Below are 19646 nucleotides of genomic sequence, written 5' to 3' on the forward strand. Positions count from 1 at the left end.
TTTTTCTATCGTTATTACAATTATTTTGCTTCTTGGTAACGTTTTTCAGCAGCGTTCCAATCTACAACGTTCCAGAATGCACCGATGTAGTCTGGACGACGGTTTTGATAATTTAAGTAGTAAGCATGTTCCCAAACATCTAAACCGATAACTGGTGTTTTACCTTCAGTTAGAGGAGAATCTTGGTTTGGCGTGCTTGTTACTTCTAATTCACCATTATTTACTACTAACCAAGCCCAACCAGAACCGAAGCGAGTTGCGCCAGCTTTTGCGAATTCTTCTTTGAATGCATCGAAGCTACCGAATTTCGCTTCAATTGCAGTTGCAAGTTCGCCTACTGGTTGTCCACCGCCGTTTGGAGATAAGATCGTCCAGAAGAATGTGTGGTTAGCATGTCCGCCACCATTGTTACGTACTGCTGTACGGATTGCTTCTGGTACTTCGTTTAAGTTTGCAACTAATTCTTCTACGCTTTTGTCAGCTAATTCTGCATGACCTTCTAAAGCAGCGTTTAAGTTTGTGATGTACGTGTTATGGTGTTTTGTATGATGGATGTTCATTGTTTCTTTGTCAAAGTGAGGCTCTAAAGCATCATACGCATAAGGTAAATTTGGTAATTCGTGTTTTGCCATTGTTATATTCCTCCCAGTTTATGTATTGCCACTTAAGTGACATACAACTACATTCTACCCTAATTGCCATAGGGTGCAAACAAATAAATCGCATTGTCTTGCTATCATTAAAGTAGCAAAATTCCCACTTCTTTTCAATTAAAATGCTCATATATTTCATAAAAAAAGCCCCCTTCTACAAGGAAGCTTCCTACTGACATAATAAACACGTGAAATGGATATGGACCCTGTAGGACTCGAACCTACGACCGGACGGTTATGAGCCGTCTGCTCTAACCAGCTGAGCTAAGGGTCCACAATTATGTATGTAACAATACATCAAATAAAGGAATTCCTATCGGATATATCCTTTAAGAAATGTAAGATAAATTTACCATATAGAAAAGAAAAGTGTCAATTGTATTTTTCTCATTTAAAAGAAGAAAATTAATAAAAAGAAATTTAGTTGTCTCTACTATATGTAAATATAATATATCTTGAGATTCCCTAGATTCCTACGTTACAATGATTTTATACATACATAAAGGAAGTGAATCTATGTCCATATTTACCCAATTAGTCAAAAGCGTATATTCGCCTAAAGATATGGCGCTATTCCGTTTTCAAAAAATCGGAAAAACCATTTTGTATATTATGCTACTTTGTCTAATCACTACTATTCCAAGAACATTCTTTTACGGTAGCTTTATCCAAGATAGTGTTACTATGGTAAATCAAGCAATTGAAAAAGATTTACCTGATTTTAAAATCGAAAATGGTGAACTAAAAGCTGATATTGAACAACCTATTCAAAAAGAAGAGGGAGATGCTCTTTTCGTATTTGATCCAAATACAACAGATATCGAAAAGTATCAAAATAAAACTGGTTTATTTATTTTAAAAGATAAAGTAGTTTCTATAGGAAATGGCCAGACGCAAACATACTCCTACAATGATTTATTAGGCACATCTCTTGAGAAAAAAGATTTGCAAGATTTCATTTCAGTATTCGATAGTATTTATCCAATTTTACTAGCTGTTATCGGCGTGTTAGTATATCTATTCCAATTGTTCATTACTTTCTTAGGAATTACTTTACTTGCGTTTATCGGTTCTGCTATGAGTGGTCAACGTAAATTATCTTATAAGCAAGTATGGACGTTAACTGCTTACAGCTACACAATTCCAACAATCTTCTTTATGATTATGGATTTATTCAAAATCGTTGTACCTGGTTCAACATTCATTTATATCGCAGTTGTTTTAATTGTTCTATACTTAACAATTAAAGAAGTTCCAAAACCGAACGAAAAAAATGCCTAAATAGGCATTTTTTTTTTGGACAAGCATATATTCCTAGCAAAGGAGTGAAGAATATGAAGAGATTAGGTATATTCTTATTTGTGCTTGTTCTTGGTTATATATTTTATTACGATATAAAAATTGGCACTTTGCCGATGTTAAGTTCATATAAAAAGACAAATGCGGCCGAAACGATAAAACAAGAAAGTACAAATACAAAACAAAAAAAAGAAAACAAGGCGGAAAAAGAAACAGATGTCACTTATAAAACAATTGAAGTCAAAACAGGTGATACGGTTCTTTCCATTACAGAAGCGATCAATAAGAAAAAAATTCCTTCTATCGAAAAAGTAATTGATGATTTTAAACAATTAAATAAAAATACACCTGCTACAAAAATACAACTTGGAAAGTCTTATAAATTCCCGTTATATCAATAAGCAATCACTTAATCCTTGTCAATTACATAAAGGCGCTGATACAATAGTAAAAGTGAAACCGAGCACTTCGGTTTCTATAGCCCTGTATCACGTATACTATCATTGATATAAGGGACTAAATAAGAAACTTCTTTTATAAGGAGAGCGATCTATTCGTGAATGAAATGACTCATCGTACAAAAACACGTCCAGTTAAAGTCGGTAATTTAACAATTGGCGGTAATAATGAATTAATTATACAAAGTATGACAACAACAAAAACACATGATGTTGAAGCAACAGTTGCTGAAATTAAACGTTTAGAAGAAGCTGGCTGTCAAGTCGTGCGTGTTGCTGTTCCAGACGAACGCGCAGCAAATGCTATTGCTGATATTAAAAAACAAATCAACATTCCACTTGTTGCTGATATTCATTTTGATTATCGCCTTGCTTTAAAAGCAATTGAAGGCGGCATTGATAAAGTACGTATCAATCCAGGTAACATTGGTCGTCGCCATAAAGTAGAAGCTGTTGTAAATGCAGCAAAAGAACGTGGTATTCCAATCCGTATCGGTGTAAACGCAGGTTCATTAGAGCGTCACATTTTGGAAAAGTACGGATACCCAACTGCAGATGGTATGGTTGAGAGCGCCCTACATCACATTAAAATTTTAGAGGACTTAGATTTCCATGATATTATCGTATCTATGAAAGCCTCTGATGTTAACTTGGCAATTGAAGCATACGAAAAAGCTGCACGTGCTTTTGATTATCCACTACATTTAGGTATCACAGAATCTGGAACGTTATTTGCCGGAACTGTAAAAAGTGCCGCTGGTCTTGGAGCAATCTTAAGTAAAGGCATCGGAAATACACTACGTATTTCATTAAGTGCTGACCCAGTTGAAGAAGTAAAAGTTGCGCGTGAACTATTAAAGTCATTCGGCCTTGCATCTAATGCAGCAACACTTATTTCTTGTCCAACTTGCGGTCGTATTGAAATTGATTTAATTAGTATCGCTAACGAAGTGGAAGAGTATATTTCTACACTACAAGTACCAATTAAAGTTGCAGTACTTGGCTGCGCTGTAAATGGTCCTGGTGAAGCTCGTGAAGCTGATATCGGTATTGCCGGCGCGCGCGGAGAAGGACTATTATTCCGTAAAGGGCAAGTCGTTCGTAAAGTACCAGAAGAAATAATGGTAGAAGAACTGAAAAAAGAAATCGACGTAATTGCTGCTGAAATGGCTGCTGAACGAGAAAAAGAAAAAGAAACACAAGAACAATAAAATAAAAAGAAGGTTGCCCACAACATTTGTGAGCAACCTTCTTTTCTACGTAAAAAAGCTCGTCAGTTATAGAACTGACGAGCTTTTACTTTGCACATTTTGGACAACGGCCATATATTTCAAACTTATGACCAGTTACTTCATAACCGTTAAAATCTTTATTCATAAAATCCATCGGGCAAGAAGTAATCTCTTTCGTCCCTCCACAATCTAAACAAATAAAATGATGATGATGTTCCATAATAGAACATGTAAAACGAAAATGTTTTTCACCGTTTAATTCCGTTTGTTCTAAAACACCGATTTCAGCAAACACCGTTAAGTTACGATAAATCGTGTCAAAACTAAGACCTGGATAATCATCCTTCATATGCTCTAAAACGTCTTTCGCCGTTAAATAACGATTGTGAGCTGCAAATAACCTGAGCATTTCTTCCCTTTTCCCAGTATGTTTGTATCCTTTATCTTTCATTAGGCGTAAAGCTTCTGTTAGATTCATATCTATCCCTACTTTATGCAGTTTTTTTCTTTTTCCATAAAATCGCACCAATTAAAATAAGAACCGCTATCATAACAATTGTACCACCTGGTGCTAAATCAAGTTGATACGAAGCAAACATTCCACCAATTACTGCAATTTCACCAAATAAAATGGAGAAGAAAATTGTTTGTTTAAATCCATTCGCAATACGAATACTTGCTGCAACTGGTAACGTCATTAATGATGATACGAGAAGAACCCCTACTACACGCATTGATACCGCAATGACAAGCGCAACCAATATAATGAAAATAAAGTGAATCCACTTTGCACTCAAACCGGTTGATACAGCGTATTCCTCATCGAACGATAGTAAAAATAGCTCTTTGTATAATAAAGTAATCGTTACAATAACAACAATTGCTACAATGCCAATGATTATTAAATCCGTACTTGTTACAGCACTTACACTACCAAATAAATAACTAAATAAATCTGTGTTAAATCCATTTGCAAGTGAAATAAAAATAACGCCAATCCCCATTCCTGCTGAAAGAATAATTGGAATTGCTAATTCTTGATAATGTTTATATACAGTACGTAGTTTTTCAATAAGTAACGCCCCACCCATAGAAAAAATCATACCCATATATAACGGATTTAAAAATCCTCCTGTGAAAATTGTTTTTTCTAGTAATAAACTTGCAGCAATACCTGATAATGTCACGTGACTTAACGCATCTGCAATAAGCGACATACGACGAATGACAACAAATACACCGATAAGTGGCGCAACAAGTCCTATTAAAATCCCTGCATATAAAGAGTTACGTAAAAAGTCATATTGTAAAAAATCTTGTATCATTATATCCTCCCGTGATGCTCATGCTCGTGTTCTAAACGATGAACATGATGTCCATATAAGACGGACATTTCTGCATCTTCTAACTCTCGGAACTTTTCTACATTTCCATGGAAATGTAAATGTTGGTTTAAGCATGCAACATGTGTTACCTTCTCGGTAACAGCTCCCATATCATGCGTAACGAGAATTAATGTAATTCCTAGCCTTTTGTTTAAATCCTCTAATATCTCATAAAAACTTTCTACATTCTTCACATCGATTCCAACAGTGGGCTCGTCCAAAATAAGTAATTCAGGATCACTAACGAGCGCACGAGCAATAAATACGCGCTGTTGTTGTCCACCAGAAAGTTCTCCAATATTACGTCCTTGAAACTCACTCATTCCTACATCAGCAATCGCTTTTTCTACCTTTTTCTTATCGTTTTTCGTAAAAAAGCGAAACAACCCTTTTTTCGAAACGAGTCCCATTGACACAACTTCAAACACAGTTGCCGGAAAACCAGAATTAAAGCTATTTGCCTTTTGCGACACATAACCAACTTTGTTCCATTCTTTAAACTTCTTACTATCAACACCAAACAAACGAATGCTTCCCTGTTTTGGCTTTAAAACGCCTAATAAACATTTTAGCAAAGTTGATTTCCCTGAACCATTTGGCCCAACTAAACCTAAAAAAGCTCCCTTCGGAACTTGCAAATTTATATCTTCTAACACATTTCGATCTTCATATCGAAATGACAATCCTTCTATTTCTAATATGTTGTTCATAGCATCTCACCTATTTTAATTCAGAATGATTCCGATTTATATCTATTTGAATTATAGTACAGCTTATTATAGTTGTAAACCAATCTGCCTAAAATATATCTACTTTTTCAAGAAACCTTACTATTATAACAAAAAGCAGAGAAAAATTCTCTGCTTTCAAAAGATATTATAATTAATTTTTTAGTGAATAGCTGATTTAAACTTACCACCATTTGTCTCTTGTGTACTCATAATCGTAACAAACGCATTCGCATCAATTTCATACACAATTGATTTTAACTTTGTCACTTCTAAACGTGTTACAACTGCATAAATCACTTCTTTTTCTTTATCCGTGTAACCGCCTTTCGCTACAAGCTTTGTAGTTCCACGACCAAGACGATGTAAAATCGCATTTGATACTTCCTCATATTGATCTGATACAATTAAAACAGCTTTCGTTTCATCTAAACCTTGAATGACTGTATCAATTGTTTTGAATGCAATGTAGTACGTCATAACAGAATACATCGCTTGTTCAACACCAAATACAAATGCTGCCCATGCAAAAATGAATAAGTTCACAAACATTACAAATTCGCCAACGGAGAAAGGTAATTTCTTCGTTAATAAAATACCCATAATTTCTGTTCCGTCCATTGATCCACCATGACGAATAACGAGCCCTACACCAAGACCTAAAATAAGACCACCAAACACTGTAGCTAAAATTGGCTCTGTTGTAAATGGCGGCACAGCATGTAACGTTGATTCAATAAACGCTAAAGCTACAATACCGAACGCCGAAGATAGCATGAACGTTTTTCCGATTTGCTTATAACCCGAATACATAAATGGGATATTGAGAATAACGACCAAAGTAGAAAAACTTAACCACCAAATATTAGGAGTAAGATAATCTAATATAAGAGAAATACCAATAATTCCACCGTCAATAATTTTATTTGGCATTAAAAATAATTCAATTGCTACCGCTGCGCATGCTGCCCCAAAAATAATCATAACTAAACGATAAATAAGATGGATAACACTTTCTTTTCGATGTTGCTTTTGCTCCATAAGTCCTCCCTATACTCTTTTTCTATAGTTTTGTCCTTATATTATAACATACGCTTCTTTTTCTCATGAAAAAAGAAACTCTATACGAATATGTACAAGCTACGTACTCATATATTTCGATAGAAGAACGTGTGAAGGAGGATAACTCGATGAACCTCATTAAACAACTTGTAAATAAAAAATTAAATCATATTTCTACAAAGGAATTATTGAAATATAGTAAAGAATATGACGTTCCAATTACGACTGCACAAGCTGATCAAATTGTTGGACTTATGAAAGGAAAGAATATTAACATTTACGATAATGACGAACGACTAGCGCTCTTAAAACAAATAGCTCAAGTAACCTCGCCCGCTACTGCCCAACAAGTAAATACTTTATTTCAGCAACTACTAAAATAAGGAGGGGATATTCCCCTCCTTATTGCTTATTGCGCTTTAATTTTCTCAAGAAGTCCTTCATCAAAAGTACCATTTTTCAGCATTTCGATTTCTAATTTATATGGCGGCTTCTTGTCCTTTTTATCTTCACCTACATATGGCGTTTCCAGAATTTTTGGTACGTGCGTTAACTGCGGATGATGCACAATATGATGCAACGCTTTATAGCCAATATGACCGAAACCGATATTTTCATGACGGTCTTTTCCTGCGCCGCGTACATTTTTACTATCATTAATATGAAGTACTTGTAAACGATCGATACCAACAATCTTATCAAATTCGTTTAGTACACCATCAAAATCATTTACAATGTCATATCCTGCATCGTGCGTATGGCACGTATCAAAGCATACGGATAGTTTTTCATTATATTTTACACCATCAATAATTTTTGCAATTTCTTCAAAACTACGGCCGCATTCTGTTCCTTTTCCTGCCATCGTTTCTAACGCAATGTTCACCGTCTGATCTGGCGTTAATACTTCATTCAGCCCTTTAATAATTTGTTGAATACCAGCGTCTGCTCCTGCACCGACGTGCGCACCTGGGTGAAGAACGATTTGTTTCGCCACACCTAATGCTGATGTCCTCTCAATTTCCATACGAAGGAAATCTACACCTAATTGGAATGTTTCTGGCTTCGTCGTATTTCCAACATTAATAATATATGGCGCATGTACGATAATCTCTTCGATACCGTTTTGTTCCATATGTTTTCTTCCTGCTTCTATGTTCAATTCTTCAATTGGTTTTCTTCTTGTATTTTGCGGTGCACCTGTATAAATCATAAACGTCGTTGCACCGTATGAAACAGCCTCTTCACTTGCTGCTAATAACATTTTCTTACCACTCATAGAAACATGAGATCCAATCTTTAACATACAATCACCTCTTCAATATACAATAGATATAATGATAGCATAATTTGTAGAAATATGTAGTGAATTGTTTTTTCCATTCTCCACTGATTATTATCCCCGTAAATAGCGGGATAAAAAAAGATAAGGGAAATCCCTTATCTTTTTTTATTGCTATATTTTCTTTTCACTTTGTCACGTTCTGTTGCAAGTTTACGTTTATAGTTTGGTTTTACTTTTTTCGGTTTTTTAACAACTTTCGTTGCCATAACATCAAGTTCATCATTTGGTTTTTTACGGCTCTTACGACGACGACGTTCACCTAAATCCACCCACTCATCTCCGCGTAAATCTACATGTTTAAACTCGATATGACGTTGTTTTTCTAAACTATCTAACGCTTCTTCGTTTGCTGGATCATAAATCGTCACTGCAATACCTGAATAGCCTGCGCGTGCTGTTCTTCCAACACGGTGAACGAAGAAATCTAAATCTGATGGAAGTTCATAATTAATAACATGACTAATTCCTTCAATATCAATACCACGTGCTGCTAAATCAGTTGCAACAATATATTGGAATTCAAGGTCACGAATTTGTTTCATCATTTTTTTACGATCACGAGGTGATAAATCTCCGTGAATTCGTCCAACTTTTAAGCCGCGTTCCGTTAATCCGTCAGCAACTTGATCTGCCATTTTCTTCGTATTCGTGAAAACAACTGCTAAATACGGTTTAAATTGTAGTAACATTCTTTTCACTAAATCGATTTTGTTGCGATGTTTAGAAGGCACTAAATAATGCTCAATATTTCCAGCCGCAACTTGTTTTGGATTGATATGAATATGCTCTGGATTCTCCATGTATTTCTTCAGAAACGGTTTTAGTTTTTGAGGAATTGTTGCAGAGAAAACTAACATTTGCAAGTTTTTAGGCATGCGTGCTGCAATCTTGTCTACATCATGAATGAATCCCATATCAAGCATTAAGTCTGCTTCATCGACAATAATCGTATTTGCTTTATGAACAAACAGTGCTTGTTCTTCTACTAAGTCTTTAATACGTCCTGGCGTTCCAACTACAATATGAGGTTGTTTTTTCAACTTCTCAATTGATCGTTGTTTATCAGTTCCACCAATTAAACAACGTGCTGTAATCATTTGATCTTCCGCACAGAACTTTGTTAATTTCACGATTTCTTCGTAAATTTGTTGTGCTAACTCACGAGTAGGCGCTGTAATAACAAGTTGTACTTCTTCACGACCTGGGTTAATTCTGTTCAATGTAGGAAGTAAGTATGCATGTGTTTTCCCAGAACCTGTTTGGGATTGTCCAATTACACTTACACCTTTTTTCACGACCGGGAAAATTTTCTGTTGAATTCCTGTCGGCTCTGTAAAGCGTAGTTCACGAACTGCATCTATTAAAAATGGTTTAAAATCATACTGTGTAAAAGTTTGTTGTGTCATAAGTTACACCTTCTTTCTAAATTTCTACTGCGCGCACAAATCAGTCAAGTCTACATTATATCGAAATCTACAAGTAAAATCCATCTTTAGTTTAGGTTTTTACTTTAAAAACTAACCTTCTTCCCTCTTATTGCATATTGTATGTGTATATACCTAACTGAAGAAAGGAGGATTTCTCACATGTTTCCAAAATCCCCCATGAGACAAATGTATCCGAATCCAGGGCAGCAACCTTATACACCATATCCAATTCCACAACTACCACCGATGGCACAAAAAAAGAAAGGTTTTCTTGCTAAACTCTTTAAAAAACACGACCCAACCGAACCTTACATGCAAATGGTTCCGCCTTATCGACAAATAGAAGGACCGCCAATGATGCACCAGCAACCGCCACCTCAATATCGGCAGCAATATCAGCAACAATACCAACACCAATACCCGCAGCAATATCAACCATACATGCAGCAGCATCCCGAGCAAATGATCCCTCCTCAAATGTATGAATCAAATGACACCCGCGGCGGTGCAGCAACTACAGCCACATCAAGTAGCGGCATCGGTAGTTTTTTTTCGAATTTAATTTCGAATCCAACTACTATGATAAATAATATCGAAAAAGTATCACAAGTCGTTCAATCTGTAAGCCCTGTCGTCGAACAGTACGGTCCCATTATGCGTAACCTACCAAGCATTGTTAAAATTCTCACCTCTGGAAAAAGTACGGAAGAAAATCCAACCGAAGATCAAACTGAAGACGTAACAGAAAAGGTTGAGGTAGCAACTCCACATCCTCCATCCAAAAAAAGAAAAAAAATGGTGATTGAGCCAGTCATAGAAAAAGAAGTACGAGAGGAGCCTGTTCAAAAAATAGCAACAAAACCAAAACTATATGTGTAACAATCCTTTGTTTTCTATCCACTCCTCCTTTATAATGTAAAAGACTATGCACAAAAGTATCCCTTGTTTAGAAGGAGAGGATTACTCATATGAAAATTGTTAAAATTTCCCCTCGTGGTTATTGCTACGGTGTTGTGGACGCGATGGTTATTGCACGTAACGCCGCATTAGATACATCATTACCAAGACCTATTTATATTTTAGGTATGATTGTTCACAACAAACATGTAACAGATGCATTCGAAGAAGATGGCATCATCACATTAGATGGTCCAAGTCGATTAGACATTTTAGATAAAATCGATTCTGGTACTGTTATTTTCACTGCACACGGTGTTTCTCCAGAAGTTAAACAACGTGCAAAAGAAAAAGGTTTAACAACAATTGATGCCACTTGCCCAGATGTTACAAAAACACATGACCTTATTGAAGCAAAGAAAGCTGAAGGTTACCATGTCATTTATATCGGCAAAAAAAATCATCCAGAACCAGAAGGCGCAGTTGGTATCGCACCTGATATCGTTCATCTTATCGAAAGAGCCGATGATTTAAAGACATTAGAAATTCCAACGGATAAAATTTTAGTTACAAATCAAACAACGATGAGTCAATGGGATGTTCAACATTTAATGGAGGACATTCAGAAGAAATTCCCAACAGCAGAATTCCATAAGGAAATTTGTTTAGCAACTCAAGTTCGCCAAGAAGCGGTTGCCAAACAAGCTGATGTTGCAGACTTAACAATTGTTGTTGGTGATCCGAAAAGTAATAACTCAAACCGTTTAGCACAAGTATCACAAGAAATCGCTGGTACGAAAGCATACCGCGTTGCAGACGTAAGTGAAATCAAATTAGAATGGCTACAAGGTGTCGAGAACGTAGCTGTTACAGCAGGCGCCTCTACTCCAACACCAATTACAAAAGAGGTTATCGCTTTCTTAGAGCAATATGACCCAATGAATCCTGCTACATGGGAAAGAGTTCGAAAAGTACCGTTACAAAAAATATTACCTCGTGTAAAAGTGAAAAAAGAACAATAATAAAAACCGTTGCCTATATGAGCAACGGTTTTTATTTTTCTTATACAAATGTAAATGGATCTGTATGTAATTGCGAAGCATGAATATGTACGTTCAGTTTCTTTGCATCTGCTTTTTCTTGTAATTGCTTTTGTACACCTTGCTTCATTACCTTTTCAACGTTATGTCCTGGGTCGACGATATTTAAACCGAGCATCATCGCATCATGGGCCACGTGATAATACATGTCACCCGTTACATATACATCTGCTCCTTTAAATTTAGCTTGATTGATATATTTGTTACCATCGCCACCAAGTACAGCTACTTTGCGCACTCTATCATCTAATTTCCCAACAACTCGCGCACCCTTTACATCTAACGATTTCTTTACATGTTCTGCAAACTGTCCAAGTGTCATTTCTTCTTGTAAATACCCTATTTTTCCAAGCCCTAACGTTTCACCTTTGTTATCAAGTGGATACACATCATAGGCTACTTCTTCATATGGATGTGCTGTTACCATTGCTTTAATCACTTTTCGTTGTAGTGAAGCTGGAATAATCGTTTCGATTCGCACTTCTTCTACGCGCTCTAACTGTCCAGTTTCCCCGATATAAGGATTTGTCCCCTCTTGAGGTACAAACGTACCTGTACCCTCGCTATTAAACGTACAGTGACTATAATTGCCGATATGACCAGCACCTGCGTCTCCTAATGCTTTTCGTACTTCTTCTGCATGAGTTTCAGGCACAAACACAACAATTTTTTTCATTTCTTCTGCATATGTCGGTGCCAAAACTTCTGTATTTTGCAATCCTAACGCCTCAGCAAGTAAATCATTTACCCCGCCCTTAGCAACATCCACATTTGTATGTGCTGCATAGATTGCAATATCATTTTTCATACACTTTTTAATAATTTTCCCATACGCCTTATCTGTATGGATCGCTTTTAGCGGGTTAAAAATTAAAGGGTGATGCGCAATAATGACATTCGCTCCTAATTGAATTGCTTCATCCACAACTTCTTCCGTTACATCTAACGCAATTAATACGTGCTGCACGGGTTTATTAAGCGCTCCAATCTGCAGCCCAATCTTATCTCCTTCCATCGCTAAATGCTTCGGATACATACTTTCAAATAACGAAATAATTTCATGGCCATTTGGAATTTTACTCATGATAAAACCTCCCCTATCATTTTCATTTTCGCTTCTACTTCCGCACGCTTCGCTTTTGTTTCTTCAGAATCAGCCGCACGTTCTAACTGCTTTAAAATATTTTGGAAGTTTTTTAATTCTCCTTCCCACTTTTCAACGAAAGCTTCACTTTTTTCTTTCATTAAAAATGGTCCCATAAATAATTCAGCCTGTTTATTTTCAGAGTAAGGAACCGTGATATTTCCTCGCTCCCCTACTAAAATCTCGTAAATTTTTCCATCTTCTTTTACGATTTTTTCATGGATAAGCTCCCATCCATTCTCAATAAACCATTCACGAATGTGATGCGCTGCAATATTCGGCTGTAAAATTAAACGTGTTACACCTTCTAATTTTTCTTTACCACTTTCTAAAATATCACGAATTAACGCTCCGCCCATTCCGGCAACCGTAATTACATCTACTTCTCCTGGCGCGATAACAGCTAATCCATTCCCTTTACGCACATCTACTTTATCTTGTAAGCCACTTTCAGCTACAGTTGCCTGCGCAGAGCGAAATGGTCCATCTACAACCTCTCCAGCAACTGCTTTAGTAGCAATATTATTTATAATTGTATAACACGGTAAATAAGCATGATCCGATCCAATATCAGCAACTGTAGATCCTACTGGTATTTCACGCACAACTTCTTCTAATCGTTTTGAAAGCTTTACTTCATTCATGTATTTCCATTACTCCTTCTCTTGTCAGTCTGTCTCCATGATAATGAATTTATAGTAGTTGTTGCAAGCCTATAACAACAATTCACTTCTCTATCATTCATCGTATTTGAGAAAATATAGAAAAACAAGCCCTTTGCATAAGCAAAAGGCTTGTCATACGGAACTTTATTTTTTCTTTGATAACCAATCAGCTACTTTAGCGGCTTGATCAGCTGGAACTATATTGGCAGGCATATTGCCTTTTCCTTTCGAAAGAATTTCTTTAATTTCATCCTTTGAAAGTTTCCCACCAATTTTTTGTAAATTAGGTCCTACCGCCCCTTGTAACTGATCACCGTGGCAGCTCGTACAGCTTTGCTTCACAATATCCTCTGGCTTGGATGCTGTTTGTGCTGGCTTCCCGCCATTTTTTGCATCAGCTAACTCTTTAGATTTATTTAGCCCCTGAAATGAAAATACAAACATAACGATAATACCCAATGCTGCAATAAGAGCGAACGGAATCAGCGGATTACGTTTCATATCTCTTCTCCCCCCTCTATACCCCTAAATAGTTAGATGATTCAGTCATTTCCATTGTACTTGAAAACGCTCTATCAGAAAAGAGTAAACTACTAATCGTTAAAAATATTCCATAAATTCAGTTTATTGTTTTTTATTGTTATATCGCTTATTATTTCGATAATTATTAACGTTTCTCATCATATTTTTCACTTTTCTACATATATTTTTGTATAGAATAAACAAAATTAATCGAAAAATCGAAAAATGAGCATTTGCAAATCAAAAGACAATTCTGTAAAATAAATTACAAGAAATTGTAATCGTTGCTGACAGCTAAAGTTTAACAAAAATTAACAAAATAAAAAAGTTTACTTCACAAAAGTGAAGTAAACTTAAAGGTAGCCTATTCTAAGAAATCCTTAAGACGCTTACTACGGCTTGGATGTCTCAATTTACGAAGTGCTTTTGCTTCAATTTGACGGATACGTTCTCTCGTTACGCCGAATACTTTCCCAACTTCTTCAAGCGTACGAGTTCGTCCATCATCTAAACCAAAACGAAGACGTAGAACATTTTCTTCACGATCTGTTAGTGTATCTAACACATCTTCTAATTGTTCTTTTAGCAATTCATACGCTGCATGGTCCGCAGGCGATGTTGCTTCTTGGTCTTCAATGAAATCACCTAAATGGGAGTCATCTTCTTCACCAATCGGTGTTTCAAGAGAAACTGGCTCCTGTGCAATTTTCAAGATTTCACGTACTTTTTCTGGAGCAAGATCCATTTCTTCACCAATCTCTTCAGGAGATGGTTCACGTCCTAAATCTTGTAATAATTGACGTTGTACACGAATTAACTTATTAATCGTTTCAACCATATGAACTGGGATACGAATTGTTCTTGCTTGGTCTGCAATCGCACGTGTAATTGCTTGGCGAATCCACCAAGTTGCATACGTACTAAATTTGAAACCTTTACGATAATCGAACTTTTCAACCGCTTTAATTAGACCCATATTCCCTTCTTGGATTAAGTCTAAGAAAAGCATACCACGGCCCACGTAGCGCTTTGCAATACTTACTACAAGACGTAAGTTTGCTTCTGCAAGACGACGTTTCGCTTCTTCATCGCCTTCTTCAATACGCGTTGCAAGTCGAATTTCTTCTTCTGCAGATAGTAAATCTACACGACCAATTTCTTTTAAATACATACGAACAGGATCGTTGATTTTAACCCCTGGTGGTACGCTTAAATCATTGAGGTCGAATTCTTCTTCCGATTTTGCTATTTGGCGATTATTAGGGCCTTCGTCGTTGTCATTGTCGCCAACTAAGTCGATCCCTTGTTCACCTAAATATTCATAGTATTCATCCATTTGATCGGATTCAATTTCAAATCCATTCATGCGTTCTGCAATCTCTTCATATGTAAGAACGCCACGTTTTTTTCCGAGCTCAGTGAGTTGTTCTTTCACTTGCTCAAGGGTCATTTCAGTTTCAATTTGTTTAGAACGAGCTGGTTTGTCAGCCATCTGTTCCCCTCCTTACGCGAGATACAAACATTCATTATACTAAAAATTTATCAAAAAAGCTATTTTCTCGCTTTTTGATTTTGTAAATATGCTACATAATATTTAGCAGCCTCTACAGGATCTGTCTTTTCCATTTGTTTTATCTTGAAGATGATTTCCATCTTTTCAAGTTTTTCTTGATGACGTCTAAGCGTCTCCAAATGGCCTTGTAACACTTCTTCTGTGTATTCTGGATTAATAAATTCATCCGTCGAAATATCAGTAATAATATTTTTCAACTTTTCATCAGAGAGCCAACTTAAAAATGTTCCGACTGAAGGTTCATTTCCCTTTTCATAATATGCGTATAGTTCATATAAAATCCCTTTATGTTCTTCTGTATGAAAATCTTCTATGTGGGATTCCATACGAACGGCCACTTCTGGACTTTGCAACATATGGTAAATAATTTCTCTTTCAGCCCTTTCAAAACCTGTTAACTTCGGTTTTGCTTGAACAATTTGAGACGGTTTAGAAACCTGCTTTACTTGTTTTTGTTGTACCTTTTGTTCTTTGCGATATTGGTGCAATTGATTCAAAAGTGTTTCCATTGAATACGAAAATTCTTGCGATAATGACTTCAAATATGATTCTGCCTGCATCGCATCCTGTAACAACGATAACTCTTTTAAAACACTTTTCACATACTCTTCTTTGCCCGACTCATCTTGCAAATTTTTCCCTAAACGCAAATGATTTATTTTAAAACCAACAAAACTTATACTTGATTTCACAAGATTTTCAAAAGCAGTTGTCCCATATTGTTGCACATATTCATCAGGATCAAGCTTATCTGGCAAGGATGTAACTTTCACTTGGCAACCAACTTGCAACAATAATTGCCCTGCTTTCATCGTCGCTTCTCGCCCTGCTTTATCACCATCATAGCAAAGAACAACAGTTTCAACGTTACGTCGCAGAAGTTTTGCTTGTTCTTCAGTTAAAGCCGTTCCCATTGTCGCAACGGCTTCTTCCACACCACTTTTCACCGCAGCTAGTACGTCGGCATACCCTTCAAAAAGGACCACTTGCCCACGTTTTCTAATAAACGGCCTTGCTTGGTGGAAGTTATACAACAATTTACTTTTGTGAAAAATTGGTGTTTCTGGACTATTTAAATATTTCGGAGTGTCATCTCCTAATGCCCTTCCACTAAACGCTATCACTTTACCTTGTAACGTATAGATTGGAAACATAACTCTTCCACGGAAGCGATCATAATGACTACCATCCTTCTCGCTTCTTATGAGAAGACCAGCTTGTTCCATACTAGACAACGATAAACCTCTTTTTTGTAAGATTTTCGTTGCTGCATCCCAAGCAGGTGACGCATAACCAATTTCAAACTTCTCAATCATCTCTTTTGTAATACCACGTTTTAACAAATACGAAAGTGCTTCATTTCCTTCTTCTGTATTTACTAATAAATGATGATAATACTTTTTCAAAAGTTCATGAGCCTGTTGCATGATGACAGTGTCATCAGATATGTCTTCTTGTTGTCCTTGCCCTGATGTATACTCTGCAACCGCAATTCCATTTCTTTCACCTAGCTTTTGAACAGCTTCGGTAAAAGCCAGTCCTTCCATTTTCATTAGAAAGGAAAATACATTTCCACCTTCTCCACATCCGAAGCAATGAAAAATTTGCTTGTCAGATGAAACAGAGAATGAAGGAGAATTCTCACCATGAAACGGACAAAGGCCGAAATAGTTACGTCCCTGTTTTCTAAGTTGAACGTATTCACCAATCACTTCGACAATATCGGATGATGTCCGAATTTGTTCAACAACTTCTTCAGGAATTCTGTTCCCCATAACTCCATCTCCGTGTCGTATTTTGTATTCGATATAAATTAAAAAATTCCTTTATAATTCGACAATATTTTTTCTAAACTTATTAGAAAATGTTGTCGATCACGTTATCAAGCGATTTTGCAGACCCTTTTCTGCGTAACTTCGCAGATACGTACCTACTATATAAAATTGTATCCATTTGCTCATCTATTACAAATGTACCTCATGGAGACAATACATATGCATTTTTTCACAAGAAGACTAGCAAGCACCATATCCTATGTGATCACGAGATCTGTTTTTTGCATGTTGATACATATAAAGAAATCAACTTTTGCTTATTCAGCATCTACATAGATCCAAATTCCCTCGCTGCTTCCTTAAACGATGAGCATACGATGTGACAAACAAAATTTTGACATGAAATTTCGTTCCAACTCGCACAATTGTCAGCCTTCACAGTATATGCATCTGCATCAACTCATACCATATTGATGTTTTGCATATTTCTGTATTCTACATCCCTTCTGCGAATCCTTCCATAATGTGCGTTTTCTTGTATAGATTTTGTCGATTTAACGTAATTACATGTCATTTCTTAAATCCTATCCCTAGTTTATTCTGAAAAATTAAAGTCTAAACGTAAAATATAGGTTTTTATCACAATTTTTTATTATAATATATTTTCTTCAACTACGCTACATATCCCTTTATTTTTTCATCTTCTATTTCAGGATAGCGAAACCCTACTTTTAACATAATAAAAAGACAGAAGAATATAAGTATAACCACTTCACTATCATCTATTACGAAATCAGCAGGCACTGTGTTTCTCACGAGCGAAAAAAGCACATTCACCTTTGGTAAATGTGCTAAAACATTTTTTGGTTTTGCACTGCATTCACAATAATGTTAGCTGTTTCTTCAATCGCTTTGTTCGATACATCAATTACTTGACAATTTATTTTACTAACTACATTCTCAAAGTGATCAATCTCTTCTTTAATACGATTAATATTGGCATATGTTGCTCCATCACTTAGTCCAAGTGATTTCAATCGCTCTTTTCGAATATGATTTAACTTCTCTGGCGTAATTTTCAAACCGAAGCATTTTTCTTTAGCCACTTGATATAATTCTTCAGGGGGATCTACTTCTGGTACTAGTGGTACGTTGGCAACTTTCAAACGTTTGTTATGAGCTAAATATTGAGAAAGTGGTGTTTTTGATGTGCGCGAAATCCCAATTAACACGATATCTGCTTTTAAAATACCACGTGCATCTCTACCATCATCATACTTCACAGCAAACTCAATCGCTTCAATCTTTTTAAAGTATTCTTCATCTAATCTACGAACAACGCCAGGCTCATATCTAGGCACTTGCCCTGTAATTTCTTCAATTTGATCAATTAGAGGGCCGATAATATCATATGCCTCTACACCTTCTTTTGCAGCCTCTGTCACTAAATATTGGCGCATGTCAGGCTTTACTAACGTAAAACAAATAAGTGCTTGATTGCTCTTAGCAATCGAAATCACTTCTTTTAATGTCCCTGTATCTTCTACATACGGCACACGTCTAATATCAGGAGCAAATGGGAATTGCCCCATTGCTGCTCGAACAACCAAATCAGCCGTTTCTCCTACAGAGTCAGATACGACATATACGATTTTATTATCCATTACATTACCTCACTTTAAACAAATTACACTTATTCGTTATTTACTAAGTTTACAAACGCACGTGTAATATTTGTTTTTGTAATTCGTCCAACCACTTCTAAACCTTGTTTCGTATCTTTTACAACTGGCATCGCATCAATCTGTCTTTCTATTAATTCCATCGCAATATCATATAAAGAATCTTCTCTACGACACATCGCAATGTTTGGCATCCTTGTCATGATAATATTAACCGGAAGTGAGGTTAAATCCTGCTTCCCTAAGCTAGCTCGTAATAAATCTTTACGAGATACAACGCCTACTAATAGAGTCGATTGATCTACAACGAATAATGTACCTACATCCTCTAAAAACATAGTACAAATCGCATCGTATACCGATACATTTTTATCAATTACAACCGGTCTAGATTGATAATCTTGTACTTTAATTTTCTTAACAGCTTCAGATAATAACTGCCCCCCAGTTTTACCCGTATAAAAATAACCTACGCGTGGACGTGCTTCTAAATAACCAGCCATCGTTAAAATTGCTAAGTCTGGTCTTAGCGTTGCACGTGTTAATCCCAATTGCGCAGCAATTGACTCCCCTGTAATAGGACCGTGATCTTTTACAATCTGAATGATATGTTCTTGCCGTTTATTCAGCTCTATGATAATCACCACCTTTAATGCACAACGAAAAAAGTTATACTATCTCTTAAATATTATATACTAA

20 protein-coding genes and 1 tRNA gene are annotated in these 19646 nt (G+C 36.2%); 6 read left to right on the top strand and 15 right to left on the bottom strand.

The features are described from left to right. Positions 1 to 20: 20 nt before the first annotated feature. Positions 21 to 632 (bottom strand): superoxide dismutase [Mn], encoded by a 612-nt coding sequence (gene sodA / locus ACTFRN_RS04080; RefSeq protein WP_001052031.1) that lies wholly within the window; start codon positions 630 to 632, stop codon positions 21 to 23. A gap of 221 nt (positions 633 to 853) precedes the next feature. After that, positions 854 to 927: transfer RNA gene (locus ACTFRN_RS04085), tRNA-Ile, on the bottom strand. A 242-nt stretch (positions 928 to 1169) separates the two neighbouring features. On the opposite strand from ACTFRN_RS04085, the gene ACTFRN_RS04090 reads away from it, so the two are divergent. The 3 genes from ACTFRN_RS04090 to ispG all read left to right on the top strand — a co-directional run bounded on the left by ACTFRN_RS04090 (position 1170) and on the right by ispG (position 3621). Next, entirely contained in the window at positions 1170 to 1934 is a 765-nt protein-coding gene (locus ACTFRN_RS04090; RefSeq protein WP_000021910.1) for a DUF1189 domain-containing protein, read from the top strand. 53 nt (positions 1935 to 1987) lie between these two features. Next, positions 1988 to 2353 carry a hypothetical protein gene (locus tag ACTFRN_RS04095; RefSeq protein WP_000825406.1) on the top strand — a complete coding sequence of 122 codons (366 nt, stop codon included), beginning with the start codon at positions 1988 to 1990 and terminating at the stop codon, positions 2351 to 2353. A 164-nt stretch (positions 2354 to 2517) separates the two neighbouring features. Further along, the gene (gene ispG, locus ACTFRN_RS04100) at positions 2518 to 3621 is read left to right on the top strand and encodes a flavodoxin-dependent (E)-4-hydroxy-3-methylbut-2-enyl-diphosphate synthase (protein ID WP_011040674.1); all 1104 of its coding nucleotides are present in this window, start codon (positions 2518 to 2520) and stop codon (positions 3619 to 3621) included. An 85-nt stretch (positions 3622 to 3706) separates the two neighbouring features. On the opposite strand, the gene ACTFRN_RS04105 is transcribed toward ispG, so the two are convergent. From ACTFRN_RS04105 to ACTFRN_RS04120, 4 genes are all read right to left on the bottom strand, one after another. Next, complete coding sequence (locus ACTFRN_RS04105; RefSeq protein WP_001054512.1) at positions 3707 to 4120, bottom strand: Fur family transcriptional regulator; 414 nt, start codon at positions 4118 to 4120, stop codon at positions 3707 to 3709. Between the two features lie 13 nt (positions 4121 to 4133). After that, complete coding sequence (locus ACTFRN_RS04110; protein ID WP_000613827.1) at positions 4134 to 4967, bottom strand: metal ABC transporter permease; 834 nt, start codon at positions 4965 to 4967, stop codon at positions 4134 to 4136. Next, complete coding sequence (locus ACTFRN_RS04115; protein ID WP_001059653.1) at positions 4967 to 5737, bottom strand: metal ABC transporter ATP-binding protein; 771 nt, start codon at positions 5735 to 5737, stop codon at positions 4967 to 4969. Before ACTFRN_RS04115 ends, ACTFRN_RS04110 begins: the two co-directional genes overlap by 1 nt. Before the next feature lie 180 nt (positions 5738 to 5917). Continuing rightward, positions 5918 to 6796, bottom strand: a complete 879-nt coding sequence (locus ACTFRN_RS04120) for a YitT family protein (protein ID WP_000435958.1) — start codon at positions 6794 to 6796, stop codon at positions 5918 to 5920. A 149-nt stretch (positions 6797 to 6945) separates the two neighbouring features. Here ACTFRN_RS04120 and ACTFRN_RS04125 point away from each other — a divergent pair, with 149 nt between their 5' ends. Further along, complete coding sequence (locus ACTFRN_RS04125) at positions 6946 to 7200, top strand: DUF2624 domain-containing protein (protein ID WP_001048963.1); 255 nt, start codon at positions 6946 to 6948, stop codon at positions 7198 to 7200. Between the two features lie 26 nt (positions 7201 to 7226). Here the strand turns inward: ACTFRN_RS04125 and ACTFRN_RS04130 are convergent, their stop codons facing one another. Both ACTFRN_RS04130 and ACTFRN_RS04135 read right to left on the bottom strand, forming a co-directional pair. Then, the gene (locus tag ACTFRN_RS04130; RefSeq protein WP_000912466.1) at positions 7227 to 8123 is read right to left on the bottom strand and encodes a deoxyribonuclease IV; all 897 of its coding nucleotides are present in this window, start codon (positions 8121 to 8123) and stop codon (positions 7227 to 7229) included. Positions 8124 to 8257: 134 nt separating this feature from the next. Beyond that, on the bottom strand, positions 8258 to 9568 hold the full coding sequence (locus ACTFRN_RS04135; RefSeq protein ID WP_000194029.1) for a DEAD/DEAH box helicase: 1311 nt from the start codon (positions 9566 to 9568) through the stop codon (positions 8258 to 8260). Positions 9569 to 9748: 180 nt separating this feature from the next. On the opposite strand from ACTFRN_RS04135, the gene vrrA reads away from it, so the two are divergent. Next, the gene (gene vrrA / locus ACTFRN_RS04140; protein ID WP_000484144.1) at positions 9749 to 10468 is read left to right on the top strand and encodes a VrrA/YqfQ family protein; all 720 of its coding nucleotides are present in this window, start codon (positions 9749 to 9751) and stop codon (positions 10466 to 10468) included. Positions 10469 to 10557: 89 nt separating this feature from the next. Further along, entirely contained in the window at positions 10558 to 11508 is a 951-nt protein-coding gene (locus ACTFRN_RS04145; protein ID WP_000706669.1) for a 4-hydroxy-3-methylbut-2-enyl diphosphate reductase, read from the top strand. A gap of 40 nt (positions 11509 to 11548) precedes the next feature. Here ACTFRN_RS04145 and ACTFRN_RS04150 read toward each other — a convergent pair whose 3' ends face one another. The 7 genes from ACTFRN_RS04150 to ACTFRN_RS04180 form a co-directional block, all read right to left on the bottom strand. Continuing rightward, positions 11549 to 12670 (bottom strand): Nif3-like dinuclear metal center hexameric protein, encoded by a 1122-nt coding sequence (locus tag ACTFRN_RS04150; protein ID WP_074567746.1) that lies wholly within the window; start codon positions 12668 to 12670, stop codon positions 11549 to 11551. Continuing rightward, entirely contained in the window at positions 12667 to 13374 is a 708-nt protein-coding gene (locus tag ACTFRN_RS04155; protein WP_001006540.1) for a tRNA (adenine(22)-N(1))-methyltransferase, read from the bottom strand. Before ACTFRN_RS04155 ends, ACTFRN_RS04150 begins: the two co-directional genes overlap by 4 nt. 165 nt (positions 13375 to 13539) lie before the next feature. Further along, complete coding sequence (gene cccA, locus ACTFRN_RS04160; RefSeq protein ID WP_000828141.1) at positions 13540 to 13896, bottom strand: cytochrome c550; 357 nt, start codon at positions 13894 to 13896, stop codon at positions 13540 to 13542. Positions 13897 to 14281: 385 nt separating this feature from the next. Continuing rightward, the gene (gene rpoD, locus ACTFRN_RS04165) at positions 14282 to 15409 is read right to left on the bottom strand and encodes an RNA polymerase sigma factor RpoD (RefSeq protein ID WP_000764060.1); all 1128 of its coding nucleotides are present in this window, start codon (positions 15407 to 15409) and stop codon (positions 14282 to 14284) included. 59 nt (positions 15410 to 15468) lie between these two features. Further along, positions 15469 to 17265 carry a DNA primase gene (gene dnaG, locus ACTFRN_RS04170; RefSeq protein WP_000528214.1) on the bottom strand — a complete coding sequence of 599 codons (1797 nt, stop codon included), beginning with the start codon at positions 17263 to 17265 and terminating at the stop codon, positions 15469 to 15471. A gap of 851 nt (positions 17266 to 18116) precedes the next feature. Then, positions 18117 to 18929, bottom strand: coding sequence for a pyruvate, water dikinase regulatory protein (locus ACTFRN_RS04175; protein WP_000368943.1), 813 nt, complete (start codon positions 18927 to 18929; stop codon positions 18117 to 18119). Positions 18930 to 18958: 29 nt separating this feature from the next. Beyond that, the gene (locus tag ACTFRN_RS04180; protein WP_000583759.1) at positions 18959 to 19591 is read right to left on the bottom strand and encodes a helix-turn-helix transcriptional regulator; all 633 of its coding nucleotides are present in this window, start codon (positions 19589 to 19591) and stop codon (positions 18959 to 18961) included. Between the last annotated feature and the right edge of the window lie 55 nt (positions 19592 to 19646).

It is taken from the genome of Bacillus cereus group sp. MYBK245-2 (assembly GCF_051916145.1).
Classification (GTDB): domain Bacteria; phylum Bacillota; class Bacilli; order Bacillales; family Bacillaceae_G; genus Bacillus_A; species Bacillus_A pacificus.

What these genes read in the sequence shown, in the direction of transcription:
- ACTFRN_RS04155 (WP_001006540.1), bottom strand. Translation starts at nt 13,374, where the DNA reads ATGAATGAAGTAAAGCTTTCAAAACGATTAGAAGAAGTTGTGCGTGAA.
- ispG (WP_011040674.1), top strand. Translation starts at nt 2,518, where the DNA reads ATGACTCATCGTACAAAAACACGTCCAGTTAAAGTCGGTAATTTAACA.
- ACTFRN_RS04090 (WP_000021910.1), top strand. Translation starts at nt 1,170, where the DNA reads ATGTCCATATTTACCCAATTAGTCAAAAGCGTATATTCGCCTAAAGAT.
- ACTFRN_RS04130 (WP_000912466.1), bottom strand. Translation starts at nt 8,123, where the DNA reads ATGTTAAAGATTGGATCTCATGTTTCTATGAGTGGTAAGAAAATGTTA.
- ACTFRN_RS04105 (WP_001054512.1), bottom strand. Translation starts at nt 4,120, where the DNA reads ATGAATCTAACAGAAGCTTTACGCCTAATGAAAGATAAAGGATACAAA.
- ACTFRN_RS04110 (WP_000613827.1), bottom strand. Translation starts at nt 4,967, where the DNA reads ATGATACAAGATTTTTTACAATATGACTTTTTACGTAACTCTTTATAT.
- vrrA (WP_000484144.1), top strand. Translation starts at nt 9,749, where the DNA reads ATGTTTCCAAAATCCCCCATGAGACAAATGTATCCGAATCCAGGGCAG.
- dnaG (WP_000528214.1), bottom strand. Translation starts at nt 17,265, where the DNA reads ATGGGGAACAGAATTCCTGAAGAAGTTGTTGAACAAATTCGGACATCA.
- ACTFRN_RS04145 (WP_000706669.1), top strand. Translation starts at nt 10,558, where the DNA reads ATGAAAATTGTTAAAATTTCCCCTCGTGGTTATTGCTACGGTGTTGTG.
- cccA (WP_000828141.1), bottom strand. Translation starts at nt 13,896, where the DNA reads ATGAAACGTAATCCGCTGATTCCGTTCGCTCTTATTGCAGCATTGGGT.
- ACTFRN_RS04150 (WP_074567746.1), bottom strand. Translation starts at nt 12,670, where the DNA reads ATGAGTAAAATTCCAAATGGCCATGAAATTATTTCGTTATTTGAAAGT.
- ACTFRN_RS04120 (WP_000435958.1), bottom strand. Translation starts at nt 6,796, where the DNA reads ATGGAGCAAAAGCAACATCGAAAAGAAAGTGTTATCCATCTTATTTAT.
- sodA (WP_001052031.1), bottom strand. Translation starts at nt 632, where the DNA reads ATGGCAAAACACGAATTACCAAATTTACCTTATGCGTATGATGCTTTA.
- ACTFRN_RS04095 (WP_000825406.1), top strand. Translation starts at nt 1,988, where the DNA reads ATGAAGAGATTAGGTATATTCTTATTTGTGCTTGTTCTTGGTTATATA.
- ACTFRN_RS04125 (WP_001048963.1), top strand. Translation starts at nt 6,946, where the DNA reads ATGAACCTCATTAAACAACTTGTAAATAAAAAATTAAATCATATTTCT.
- rpoD (WP_000764060.1), bottom strand. Translation starts at nt 15,409, where the DNA reads ATGGCTGACAAACCAGCTCGTTCTAAACAAATTGAAACTGAAATGACC.
- ACTFRN_RS04115 (WP_001059653.1), bottom strand. Translation starts at nt 5,737, where the DNA reads ATGAACAACATATTAGAAATAGAAGGATTGTCATTTCGATATGAAGAT.
- ACTFRN_RS04135 (WP_000194029.1), bottom strand. Translation starts at nt 9,568, where the DNA reads ATGACACAACAAACTTTTACACAGTATGATTTTAAACCATTTTTAATA.
- ACTFRN_RS04175 (WP_000368943.1), bottom strand. Translation starts at nt 18,929, where the DNA reads ATGGATAATAAAATCGTATATGTCGTATCTGACTCTGTAGGAGAAACG.